The organism is Vibrio harveyi NBRC 15634 = ATCC 14126 = KCTC 12724, from assembly GCF_001591145.1.
In the GTDB taxonomy this organism is placed as follows: Bacteria; Pseudomonadota; Gammaproteobacteria; order Enterobacterales; family Vibrionaceae; genus Vibrio; species Vibrio harveyi.
In genome coordinates this window covers 89,319-102,641 of sequence record NZ_BCUF01000016.1, presented here as the reverse complement: position 1 = coordinate 102,641, position 13,323 = coordinate 89,319, and the positions used below count along the sequence as shown (strand labels likewise).

The following is a 13,323-nucleotide window of genomic DNA, read 5'->3' as shown; positions in this document are numbered from 1 at the left end:
CGATTTGAAGGCTTAGTGGGTCTAAACATTGATTGACTAAGTAAACTCGCTTTTAACTCGCTTTCGCATATTTCTACATTCATTGTGTACTTTCGTGACCGCCGCATCAGATCCGGTAATTAGCAGGTCAGAATAATGTCAGGCAGAGGCGTTTTTTGATTCAAGACAGTTTTCACTCGGATTAGCTGTGTAATAAGAGGTGTTCTGTTCCCTTTCGGGCTCGCACTCTATACCGCTGCGGTCTCGACCAAGAAAGAAAGAGACATCCAAATGACACAAATTAATCAAGAACGTCTAGTTGAACATTTCTGCCAACTGGTTCGCATCGACAGCGAATCTATGAATGAAAAACAAATTGCAGAAACTCTGGCTGAGCAACTGGGCGAACTAGGCTTTACGGTTCACAAGCTACCTGTACCAGAACACATTTCTAACGGCTTTAACGTGTACGCACGTCTAGAGGGTAAGAAAGAAGGCTCTATCCTAATGAGCTGCCACATGGATACAGTAACGCCTGGTATCGGCATTGAGCCAATCATCGAAGATGGCATCATTCGCTCTAAAGGCAATACGATCCTTGGTGGTGACGACAAATCAGGTATCGCGGCAATCATGGAAGCGGTTCGCTGCATCCAAGCTGAAAACCTAGAACACAAAACGTTAGAGCTTGCTTTCACTGTGCATGAGGAAGGCGGTCTGTTCGGCTCTGAGTACTTCGACATGACGCACGTAACGTCTAACGAAGCGATCGTACTGGATACAGGCGGTCCTATCGGCACCATCGTGACTGCGGCACCTGGTCAGCAAAAAATCGTTGCGACAATCAAAGGCCGCCCTGCACACGCGGGTCTAGCACCTGAAGAAGGCATCAGCGCAATCATGGTAGCGGCAGATGCAATCAACCAGATGAAACTGCTTCGTATCGACGAAGAAACCACAGCAAACATCGGTATGGTAAACGGCGGTCAAGCGACAAACATCGTGATGCCAGAACTGAAGATCGTTGCTGAAGCACGCTCTCTAAACGGTGAGAAGCTAGAAGCGCAAGTGAACCACATGATCTCTACCTTTGAGTCAGTATGTGAAAAACACGGCGCAGAAGTTGAAATCGAATCAAGCCGCGCGTACGACGCTTTTGTTATCGAAGAAGACAATGCTCACGTATCAGCAATCAAAGCGGCATTCGCTGACATGGGCATCGATGCATTTACAAAAGGCACTGGTGGCGGTAGCGACGCAAACAACTTCAACAAGAAAGGTCTAACAACGGTAAACCTTTCTACTGGTATGGCGAAAGTACACACCACTGAAGAATTCATTGCCGTTGACGACATGGTGAAAATCACTGAGTTCGTTAAGCACTTCCTAGTGAAATAATCTAGAGAATAGAGCGCAACTTACGCTGAATGTGAAACGCTAATGCAGATCCCCTTCTTGCTTCGCGCATGAAGGGGATTTTTCGTTTCTATCCGCTTCACTCTCTTCATTATCTCTTTGCCCTGCATTCTTAGCAGAGAATCTGACTATGCCAAGTTGGCATAAATTCATGGATTGAAATTCTACTGGCTCACTTTTTGAGACCAAAAAGCTCAGCTTCTAACACCCTGTTACAGGTATGTTAAAACTCGATTGTCTGAACAATTTATACAATATACATTCAACTCATCTTCAAGGATGAATCGAGTGAGGAAAGGATGAAACTACCTAAGCTACTTTTGTTGGCATCTGTGATGAGCCCAATGTTTGCGGCTTCGACTTATGCTGTGCCGTACCCATCGGGCGTGACACTCGCCGAAGCTCAAGAGATCACGCTTAATAACGGTGCAGAAGTGACGTCTATCGATCCAGCGAAGCAAGCAGCTGAGCCCGCATTTAACCTTGGTCGAGACTTGTTCGAAGGGTTAACCATTCAAGACAAACAAGGAAAAACCATTCCCGGCGTTGCGAAATCTTGGTCGGTGAACGACAACAATACGGTCTACACCTTTCAGCTTCGTGATGCAAAATGGTCGAATGGTGACAATGTCACTGCACAAGACTTTGTCTACAGTTGGCAGCGCCTACTCGACCCCAATACGGCGTCCCCTTACGCTTGGTTTGCCGCGATTCCAAACATCCAAAACTCACAAGCGATTATGAAAGGCGAAGCAACACCGCAAACACTTGGCGTAAAAGCACTGGACGAAAAAACCTTCCAAGTGACGCTTGAAAAGCCAATTCCATTTTTTATCAAGCTGCTTAGTCATCCGGTTCTTGCTCCGGTGCATCAAGCCACGGTTGAAAAATACGGCAGCAACTGGACGCACCCAAAACACATTGTTACTAATGGCGCGTTTACCGTTTCTGAGTGGAAGGTAAACGAAAAAATGGTGATGGTGAAAAATCCATATTATTGGGACGCAAGCAACGTCGTGTTGGATAAAATCACGTGGCTGCCGATTGGTGATGCCAATGTTGTGCTCAATCGCTATTTAGCGGGGGAAATAGACCAAGTGATGTCGATTCCTTCTGCGCAAAAGAAAAAGCTGATCACCAAGCTGCCACAAGAAGTCGCAGACACCAGTGCGTCACTTGGCTCGACGTTTTATTACCTCAACACCCAGCAGGGTCCAACCAAAGACCTGCGTGTTCGACAAGCCCTATCCTATGCCATTGATCGCAAGATCTTAACCGACGCGATTTTAAGAAACGGTGGTATCCCGATGTTTACCTTAGTGCCGCCACAAACCGATGGCTTTCAATCACACACTCCCGAATACGCGACATGGACAACAAATCAGCGTATCGACAAAGCCAAACGCTTATTGGCACAAGCTGGTTATAACAAAGCGAATCCACTCAAACTCACTTTCACTGTTCCTACCTTCTCTAAAGACGTGAAAATGGCAACAGCAATGGCAGGCATGTGGAAAAGCCGCTTAGGCGCGCAAATCACCATTAAACAACTCGAGCCTAAAGTGTTCTACGCATTAAAAGAGCCAACTGAAATCACTCGTGGCGGCTGGACCGCAGACTACAACGAAGCTTCAACATGGCTCGATATCTTCGTCTCCAATGGCGAGTACAACGATTCACGCTACAACAACCCCAAATATGATGAGTTGATGTCGCGTTCTAAAACCATGAATGATCCCTCAAAGCTGTATCTACAAGCAGAAAGCATGCTGATTGAAGATATGGCGATTATCCCGGTTTACCGTCCAGGCAACGATCAATATTTGATCAAGCCTTATGTTGGTGGCTACGAGCGTACTAACCCCGAGTCTTCGTACTACCGCAAGAATGTCTATGTGAAAGTCCACTAATGGCATGCTTTCGGCCTGAGTCGGCTCGGTAACACGCACTGACATTGCGAGTACATGGCATATCGTGTCGAACTTCTCTTCTCTCGGTGATGAGCTCAGGCCAATTTTTTTCTCTTTCTCGACGTGACGACATGTAACGTCGAATGACCAAAGGATGATGGATCATGATTTGGTACATTCTCAGACGATTAGCCATCGCGATTCCGACGTTGTTGTTTATCACTTTGGTCTCTTTTTGGTTGATGCATATCGCACCCGGCGGACCGTTTGACATGGAGCGTCCTATGCCGGAAGTGGTTCGCGCTAACATCGAAGCCAAATTTCACCTCGACGAACCATTTTTGGTTCAGTTCTGGATTTATATTACCAACTTCGCTCAAGGCGATTTAGGACCAAGCTTTGTCTATCAAGACTTTACGGTGACTCAGTTGGTCGCTCAATCTTGGCCGGTCTCTGCCCTGCTCGGCGTTCTGTCTTTTTGTATCTCAGTGCCACTTGGCATGTTGCTTGGCACCATTGCTGCGTTAAAACGCAATAGCCGCTTAGATTACGGGTTGATGACCCTTTCCATGACGGGTGTTGTTGTGCCTGCTTTCGTCCTCGCGCCAATATTGGTGACGATATTTGCGATTCATTTAGGTTGGCTGCCTGCCGGTGGTTGGGAAGGAGGACAACTCGCTTTTCTCGTACTACCAGTGCTAAGCCTTGCGATTGGCTCTATCGCCAGTATTGCTCGTGTTATGCGCGGCGCCATGATTGAAACACTGAATCAACCTTATATTCGTACTGCAAAAGCCAAAGGGTTATCGACTGCATACATCTTGTTCCACCATGCACTGCGACCGTCATTGATCCCCGTCGTCGCCATGCTGGGTCCAGCTTTTGTCTCGGTTGTCACAGGCTCGGTCATCATCGATATCTTTTTTGGTACTGGCGGTATGGGTCAACACTTTGTCTCCGGCGCACTGAATCGCGATTACGGCTTAGTCATGGGTATTACTCTCATCGTTGCTTCACTGACGATCTTTTTCAACCTTGTGGTCGACTTGCTCTACACCGTTATCGACCCGCGTATCCGAGTTTAGGAGCCGAGCATGTTATCGATTAAAAAGCTGGATACTCAATCCTTACAAGACCGAGTTGTTGATAATATCGAAGCCGTAGAAGGTCGAAGTCTATGGCAAGACGCGTGGACTCGCTTTCGCCGAAATCGCGCGGCAATGACCTCCGTATACGTGCTTGCGTTCATCATCTTGTGTATCACCTTTGGTCCTTCACTTGCTGCCTTTGGACATGATGAGATTGATTGGAACATCCTTGCTGACCCGTACGAATTGGGGAAACCCTCTTTAAGCAGCGGGCACTATTTTGGTACCGACGACCTAGGACAAGACCTGTTTGCCCGCACGATGCAAGGTGGTCGCCTGTCGATTTTGGTTGGCTTTGTTGGTGCCTTGGTTGCCGTTGTGATTGGCACGATTTGGGGCAGTATTTCCGGCTATCTTGGTGGTGTGGTAGACAGCGTAATGATGCGTATCATCGAAGTGCTCGACTCAGTGCCATTTATGTTCATGGTCATCCTGTTCGTGACCTTATTTGGCAACAACATCTATCTGATCTTTATCGTAATTGGCATGGTGTCATGGCTGGGTATTGCCCGAGTGGTACGGGGCGTAACCTTCGGCATCAAAAAGCGCGAATTTATTGAAGCAGCGCACTCCATTGGCGTCTCAAAGTTCACCATTGTGCGTCGTCATGTGCTGCCAAACGTGCTTGGGATCGTGATGGTCTACTCCTCCTTAATGGTGCCCGGCTTCATCATGTTTGAATCCTTCTTGAGTTTCTTAGGCTTAGGAGTTCAACCGCCAGACACCAGTTGGGGAATCTTGATTTCAGAAGGCGCAAAAACCATCGACGTGGCATTGTGGATGCTACTTTTCCCATCGCTGTTTTTGGTCGCAACCCTGTTTTGTTTTAACTTCATCGGCGATGGCTTACGCGACGCCCTTGACCCGAAAGATCGATAAGGACTTCCCATGCTATCAATTGAAAACATGAACGTGCGCTTCGATACGCCAGACGGACAAGTGCAAGCGGTCAGCAACCTCTCTTACGCGATTCAAGCGGGAGAAACACTAGGCATCGTTGGCGAGTCCGGCTCAGGCAAAAGCCAATCGGTGTTTGCGCTAATGGGGCTAACGGCTGATAACGGTAACGTCTCGGGCGAAGCGCGTTTTCATGGCGAGAACTTACTCGCGATGTCGAAGAAGCAACTAAACCGCATTCGCGCAGAGAAAATCGGCATGATCTTTCAAGATCCGATGACCTCTCTTAATCCTTTTATGAAGATTGGCAAACAGCTCAGTGAAGTGCTGATGGTGCACAAAGGAATGAGCCGAAAACAAGCCATTGCAGAATCCATTCAGATGCTAGATGCAGTGCGGATTCCTTCTCCGGAAACGCGCATGAACCAATATCCACACGAGCTTTCTGGCGGTATGCGCCAACGTGTGATGATTGCCATGGCGTTGTTGTGTAAACCGGAACTGCTTATTGCCGATGAGCCCACAACCGCACTCGACGTGACAGTACAAGCGCAAATCCTGATGCTGTTGCGTGAGTTACAGCAGGAGTTCAACACTGCCATCTTACTCATCACTCACGATATGGGCGTGGTCGCTGAAATGTGTGACCGAGTTTTAGTCATGTACGGCGGACAAAAAATGGAACAAGCCGATACGGACACCTTGTTCGCCCAGCCAGCTCACCCGTATACCCAAGGGCTTCTAAAGGCGATCCCATCGATTACAGAAGATATGCCTCGTTTGCCAACCATTGCCGGTAACCCGCCGAGCGCTCTGATCAATCACAAAGGCTGCCCGTTTAGAGATCGCTGTGACTATCGTGAGCCACATTGCCAAACACAGACGCCTCGGTTCGCTCCCCTTAACGGACGCCAATCCATCGCCTGTCATGTCAAAGCGCAAGGCAGTATTTCTCTTATTCATCAATCGGCTTAAGGAAACGTTATGACCCAACAAGAAGTGTTACTGTCTGCCCGCGACCTGAAAGTCCACTTTCCAGTATCGCGCCATATCATTCCTAGTCGAAGAAAGATCGTCAAAGCGGTGAATGGCATTGACTTAGATGTGTACCGAGGCGAAACCCTTGGCATTGTCGGCGAATCCGGCTGCGGCAAATCCACATTGGCGCGCGCCCTACTTCGTTTGGTTGAACCGACACACGGCGCCCTGACATGGAAAGGTGAAGATATGCGTGGCTTTGACAAAAACGCACTCGCCCTTCGTCGTCGCGAATTCCAGATGATATTTCAAGACCCATCAGCCAGCTTAAACCCACGCTTAACCATTTCAGAATGCATTGCCGAACCACTACTAACGCACGAACCAAGGTTGAAACGCGCCGAAGTCGAAAAACGAGTCATCGCCATGATGGACAAAGTAGGACTGCTCGCAAGCCAACGTAACCGCTATCCGCATGAGTTTTCCGGTGGGCAGTGTCAACGTGTCGGCATCGCACGTGCGTTGATTCTTAATCCAGACTTGGTGGTGTGTGATGAACCCGTGAGCGCACTTGATGTGTCCATTCAGGCGCAAGTGATCAATCTACTCGATGACCTCAAACAAGAAATGGGACTGACACTGGTAATGATTGCCCACGACCTCAGCGTGGTACGTCATATTAGTGATCGCGTAATGGTGATGTATCTGGGTAAGCCGATGGAAGTCGGACGTTACGACCAAGTATTTGATGATGCGCAGCACCCTTATACCAAAGCGTTGCTTTCTGCGGTGCCAATCGCCAACCCTCAATTAGCACGCAACCGCGAGATCCAATTGCTGCCCGGCGATCTCCCTTCCCCACTCAGCCCTCCGAGCGGTTGCGTCTTTCGAACTCGATGCCCAGAAGCAACCCAACTCTGCGGGCAGCAAAGCCCAGCAAAGATCGGCTCTGAGCAACATCATATCTATTGTTCAAACATGATTTCAGGAAGTCTTTCATGAATACAACAAACTCGGTAAATCAACGCCTTTCATCGCTGCGAGATGCGATGGCAACTTATCACGTTGCAGCTTATATCGTAACGAATAACGATCCTCACAATAGTGAATACTCTGCGGATCATTGGGCTGGTCGAACATGGATTTCTGGTTTTACCGGCTCGGCAGGCAATGTTGTTATCACTACTCAGGGCGGTGGATTATGGACCGACGGTCGTTACTACATTCAAGCTGAAGAACAACTTCATGGTACTGGACTCAACCTATTTAAAGCGCGTCAACCAGAGACGCCAAGTATTCCTAAATGGTTAGCCAGCACGTTAGAAGCCAACAGTACCATCGCGGTAGATGGGCGCTCGATCAGCTATGCATTTTACCAAGAACTCAAACAAGCGCTTGAGCCTAAAAACATCCAGATTATCCTCGACCTCGACTTACTGACACCAATCTGGCATGACCGCCCTAGCAGACCAACTGAGAAGATCTTTGAGCACCGTGTCGCCTATGCCGGCATAGAGACCAAGCAAAAGCTGGCAGACCTTCGCTCTTGGCTTGGCGACAACCACGTTAACAGTTTGTTGGTGTCAACGTTAGACGATGTAATGTGGACGCTAAACATTCGCGGCGCAGATACTCCTTACTGCCCGGTATCTGAAGCGTATCTTGTGGTGGAACAAACGCGCGCTACCGCATTTATCGACAAAGCGAAGTTACCAGCTGAGATAGAAAAACAACTCAACGAGCAAGGTGTCAGCGTTCGTCACTACGACTACGTGAGCCAATATTTGAATCAGCAATGTGAAGGGCTGTCTCTCGCGTTTAACCCAAGCTACACCGACAGTTTATTGGTCAGTGCAATTGAGCAAAACGTTTCACTAAAGCCAATGGCTTGCCCGGTCACCGACATGAAAGCCAGCAAAAACCCGACCGAGCTAGCCAATCTCGAACAATCATTGAAGGACGATGGTGTGGCAGTTGTCAGGTTTATGAGTTGGCTAGAAGACCAAGTCCCAAGTGGGCTTGTTACTGAATTGTCTGCTGAGGCGCAGTTAAAAAGTTATCGCCGTCAAACTCGCCATTATGTGAGCGACAGTTTTCGCACCATCGCAGGCTTTGCTGCCCATGGTGCCAAAATGCACTACGCCGCCGATGAAGAAAGCAATGCCCTCGTCAACGAAAGCAACTTCTTTCTTGTCGACTCTGGCGGTCAATACCTTGGCGGTACTACGGATATCACCCGTACTTTCCATTTCGGGTCACCGACCATTAAACAGCGCAAAGACTACACCTTAGTGCTCAAAGCGGTCATCCGACTGACTCAGACTCGATTTATGAAAGGCTCTACGGGTGCCAATCTCGACATCATGGCTCGTGGTGTGTTGTGGCAGCATGGTATCGACTATAAATGCGGCACGGGACATGGCGTTGGCATTTGCTTAAATGTTCATGAGGGTCCACAAAACTTTTCGCAAAGCCATCGCGAAGTGGAACTGAAACCAGGCATGGTGATCACCAACGAGCCGGGGGTGTATCGCGAAGGTGAATACGGCGTTCGTATCGAGAACATCATGAAAGTCGTGGAAGTCGAGCAGAATGAATTTGGCACATTTTACGGTTTTGAGACCATTACTCTCGCCCCAATTGCCACCAGCATGCTCGATGTCACCTTACTTAGCCAAGACGAGGTGGATTGGTTAAATCACTATCACACGCAGGTTTACAAAGCGCTCAGCCCATCATTAGATGCGCATGACAAAACTTGGTTACAAGGTGCAACCCAGATGGTTGAAAAATAGCGTTTTCTTCATCTCCAATTTCATTTTCATTTCAAACTCTTGTTAACTTCAAATAACTCAGTTTGATTGCCAGTCTTCGGGCTGGCTTTTTTCATTTAAAGTCTAACTTATTATAAAATAAAGGCATTTCATTAATTTACTATATAAAGAACCCTATTTTGTATAGATAGATAAATACAAATTTGGACATAAGATATCAATTCGATTTCGTGATCAAATCAGAGCTGGAAGCAGAGTCACAAGTCCGATTTATCCCACCTATTTAAAACTCAAATCCCATCAGATAATCAAATTTATCATCCGTACATATTGAAATGGATGATGCAACTCCCCTAAGTGCCGAGCTTCTGGCGGCATGTTTAATGTCTATTCCATTGGCAAAAGTAGAGTCTCATATGAAGAAAAATACGCTCGCTTGGCTGATCTCTTCACTCCTAGGAAGTACAGCCGCTTTCGCAAACGCGAACCACGACCTAACCTTGGTCGAAATCGGAAATCAAACCTTTGAACGCATTGAAATGCTCAAGCAGTTAGCAGACAAAGGTCAAGACACCTATCAACGTGATGGCAAAACCTATCTAAATTTCCAAGGACATGAATACTGGGTTAACTTCGATAACTACCCTAAGTTTCCTTTTATGTTTGGAGAGCAAGACCAAGCTTATCGCAACGTAGTGGACTTCGTCGGTCCGGAATGGGAATTTATTTGGTATAACGGTGGTTTCTACCTTATGCACAAAGAGTTTGGTGTGATGACCCCAGACGACACAGGTTGCTACGTAGAATATATCCCTGCTGCCCGAGGCTCTAAGGGTCCAAATGGCGAATACATTTGGCAGTCAGATATGATTCAAAACATAGAGACTTCTGACTGTGGTGGCCTATCTGCGCCAAGCATCAATGCATTGAACGTAGCCAGCGTTTCAGATCAAGGTGTTCAGCTAAAATGGGCTACGCAAAACGCGAATGACAACGTGGTTTTGACGTTGACCGAATCAGGTTCAGAGCCCGTTCGTTATGACAACGTTCACTCTGGCTTGTTCATTGGCAGCCTGAAACCAGACACTCGGTACACGGCGGAGCTTTCTTCGTGCAATGCGATTGATTGTATCGAGCCACAAAAGATTGAGTTCACGACAAGTGCCGCACGCCTTGCTTACGCAGATGAATTGCCGCTAGACAATCATTTGAATGGCGATTTAACTGGTTCTATCCATTTTGCTCAAACCCATACGACCACCGCCCCAAATCAAAACGATGTTAACCTGTTCCCTGACTTGGTGATAGACCGTGAAGCTCTGCTTTTATTCACACCAGAAGACAAAACCGTTCAGCAAGTTTGGGTAGAAGTGAGCTTTGAAGGCACTGTCATCACTCGCCTCCCAATGCTGCCACCAAGCGCACTTGCGGCTTCTGATCAGCCAGAGAATGGACGTTCTAAAGTGGTATTCTCCCATCACGCATGGTCACTGCCGCTGCAATGGGATTGGATGAAGCCAGGCTTGTCGCTACGTTTAACCGATAACACTGATCGCCAAGGCGATTTAGCTGCTAATGAACTTGTCTTTGGCGGCGCGCCGGAGCTTATCATTCAAAACATCGACATGGGTATGCTCACGGCGCCGCGTGATGGCAACACCATGATCAAAAACATGGCAAAACTCAGCGCCGATTACTTCCAGAAAATCCCAGCATCTAAACTGGTGATGGCGGATTACACTGCCGCTTATTTCCCGAAAGTGACGCTGCCAAACGGTAAGGTTTACACCACAAGCTCCGATGGTGAAGGTGGCTGGCACGGCGGTGACATGCGTGAAGCCATTGGTAAAGCACTGGTCTCTACAGGTGTGAATAATGCGAACGTTGGCATTACCGATAGTGCTGGCTATTCGCAAGCTTACAATAAGCGCTTCAATCACATTACCGCGCACACCAACCGCGGCGTGTACACCAACGGCATTATTGATCATGGTGGCAGTGGCGGCGGTGGCATCGTGACGTTAACGGCAACAACCGGTAACGAATGGTCACACGAACTGGGTCATAACTATGGTCTGGGTCACTACCCTTGGTATGCTTCCACGCACGATTTGGAATCTGGTTGGGGTTGGGATGCTCTGCATCGCCGCTTTATCGGTAACTTACACTGGACAGGTGAAGCCACGACTAACGATGTGGGTGGTGAAGTAGTGCCACCATTTGCGGGTGAATTCCGCTTTATGCGTGATGCGCAAGCTGGTGGCGAAGCCGCACTATTAGGCACCATTAGTCATTACACGTTAGAGCACCCTTCTCAGTCTCGCCGCGTGCAAACTTGGCTCAATAACGGCTTTAACGTCGATTTAAACAGCTCGACTGGTTATGTTCGTTGGAATCAAGAAAGCCAAAGTTACGAAGAAGCACAAACCGACACGCCAGTACCTAGCGCGGCAGGCGTGCCTGTTGTCACCATGTTGGGCATTTACGATCCGCGTAACGAACTTGCAAGCCAAGTTTACCCGCTGATTTACTCCAACTACGGTAACGTGTTTGATCTGCCTTCTGCACCAGACGTAACTTATCATCCGGAGGGTTGGCAAGCGGTTTCTTCTTTGTCTGACGAGCAAATTCAACAAGATTTGTGGCAGACGATGAAGGTCAACAACCAGCAGGCTCGTATTTGTCAGTTCACCTACACGGCAAGCAACGGCAAAAGTGCAAACTTCGTCGGTACAGTCAGTACGGATATGGCGCGTTGTGAAAGCAGCGAAGACATGTACTGGAACATCAATGGTCAGCGTGAGCGCATGATATCTCAAGATCATGACTACTCATTGCTGTCTAAATACGGTGAAGGTGCTGTGACTTACACGCCGAATACCGAAATTGGCGAAGTGCCACTTTGCGTGCTTGATAAATCTGGCACGAGTCATGATGGTGCGGGCTACTTTACCTCTTCCCACTGCCAGCAGTTTAGTGGTGTGAAACACAACAACGGAGCGGATTGGCGTTACGCACGACATCAAGGTGGAATGCATCAGCCAAGTATGATCTCTCAACGTAGCTGTGCAGTTACTGTGGAGCGCCAAGATGGCTCAGTACAGAACATTGCGGTTGCAAGTAGCCGATTAAACGACTCACAAAGCAATAAGTTCCACTTTAACCTAGAGCAATTGCCACTCCCGACTCGTGTCACCTTAAGTTGTACTGACGTGAATGGTGAACAAGTGCTAGATAGCTTGATCCCTGATCAAAACCCAGCGATCGATAAGCTTGTTGGTCCTATCTTTGTTGGTCAGGAGCACGGTTACAAACAATACGTTGATGAACAAGTCATGTTTGCCGACAACGCAGCGTTAAACCGCATCGACTTTGGCTTTGTGGCTGACTTCGACAAGTTCGTAGCAGACAACTACGGAGCGGGTGTGCTGAACAATGGTGAGACAAGCGCAGAACGCCGCGCTGGTGCACTTTACGTGTACCCTAACCCAGTCACCGGCACTCGCGATTACTTCCTAATGCGTGATATCTCTGCGGCGGATTTCCCAACCAATCAAGCAGACAATGAAGGCTGGAAGTACCTAGGCTCAGCGGAAAACCATGTCCAGTTTGGTTTTAACCCACTGAAAGTCGATCGTAGTAACATCGACAATGCACAGCGCATTGCCAACTACTTCAATCAACCGCAGTTGCTAACGTGGGAACAAGCGAGTTCAACGGCATGGGGACAATCTGAGAACGCTATTTTCATTGATACCGATGAAAGTGGTGAGCGCCGCTACTTTATGCAAAAACGTCCGGGAGTGAACAGCGCGTTGCCAGTTCAAAACACCTCTGACGCTGATTGGCGCTTTATTGGTAGCGATACGGATATTGAACAGTACATTGCTGAGCTCAACAGTGACCTAGCTAAGTTTGAAGCCGAAATCTTAAACTGGCACAAGCAAGATCGCATGGGATTTTGGGGCGAGAACAACAACACGGGAACGATAAACGATATTTACATGTACCACTTCCGTGGTGGTTACCATTACTACCGCCTCATTGACGGCAAGTACTGGTACTTCCCTTGGCCAACGGAGGCGAACCCAAACAACGCTGATTGGCAGTACTTGGGGCACTTCTAAGCCTCAACCGATATTCAATATGAATAAAAACGCCCAGCACAATGTAAACTCGTGCTGGGCGTTTCATTTTCTGTTGTTACTAGGACCAGTTGAT

At 48.1% G+C, this 13,323-nt stretch carries 8 protein-coding genes; all 8 read left to right on the top strand.

All coding sequences use genetic code 11. The annotated features are described in order from the left end of the window. Positions 1-270: 270 nt before the first annotated feature. Positions 271-1,377 carry a M20/M25/M40 family metallo-hydrolase gene (locus VHA02S_RS10715; protein ID WP_005445476.1) on the top strand — a complete coding sequence of 369 codons (1,107 nt, stop codon included), beginning with the start codon at positions 271-273 and terminating at the stop codon, positions 1,375-1,377. A gap of 317 nt (positions 1,378-1,694) precedes the next feature. Continuing rightward, entirely contained in the window at positions 1,695-3,305 is a 1,611-nt protein-coding gene (locus tag VHA02S_RS10710) for a peptide ABC transporter substrate-binding protein (protein ID WP_038897563.1), read from the top strand. Between the two features lie 164 nt (positions 3,306-3,469). Further along, a complete protein-coding gene (oppB, locus tag VHA02S_RS10705; RefSeq protein ID WP_038897564.1) occupies positions 3,470-4,390 on the top strand; it encodes an oligopeptide ABC transporter permease OppB in 921 nt (306 codons plus the stop codon). A 9-nt stretch (positions 4,391-4,399) separates the two neighbouring features. After that, positions 4,400-5,332: an ABC transporter permease subunit gene (locus VHA02S_RS10700; RefSeq protein WP_005439955.1), complete on the top strand. Its 933-nt coding sequence runs from the start codon at positions 4,400-4,402 to the stop codon at positions 5,330-5,332. A gap of 9 nt (positions 5,333-5,341) precedes the next feature. Beyond that, on the top strand, positions 5,342-6,325 hold the full coding sequence (locus VHA02S_RS10695; protein WP_038897565.1) for an ABC transporter ATP-binding protein: 984 nt from the start codon (positions 5,342-5,344) through the stop codon (positions 6,323-6,325). Between the two features lie 9 nt (positions 6,326-6,334). Beyond that, positions 6,335-7,330: an ABC transporter ATP-binding protein gene (locus VHA02S_RS10690; RefSeq protein WP_038897566.1), complete on the top strand. Its 996-nt coding sequence runs from the start codon at positions 6,335-6,337 to the stop codon at positions 7,328-7,330. After that, positions 7,327-9,123 (top strand): aminopeptidase P family protein, encoded by a 1,797-nt coding sequence (locus tag VHA02S_RS10685; protein WP_038897567.1) that lies wholly within the window; start codon positions 7,327-7,329, stop codon positions 9,121-9,123. The genes VHA02S_RS10690 and VHA02S_RS10685 overlap by 4 nt, the downstream gene beginning before the upstream one ends. Positions 9,124-9,518: 395 nt before the next feature. Beyond that, complete coding sequence (locus VHA02S_RS10680) at positions 9,519-13,229, top strand: M66 family metalloprotease (RefSeq protein ID WP_152432892.1); 3,711 nt, start codon at positions 9,519-9,521, stop codon at positions 13,227-13,229. Positions 13,230-13,323: the final 94 nt, after the last annotated feature.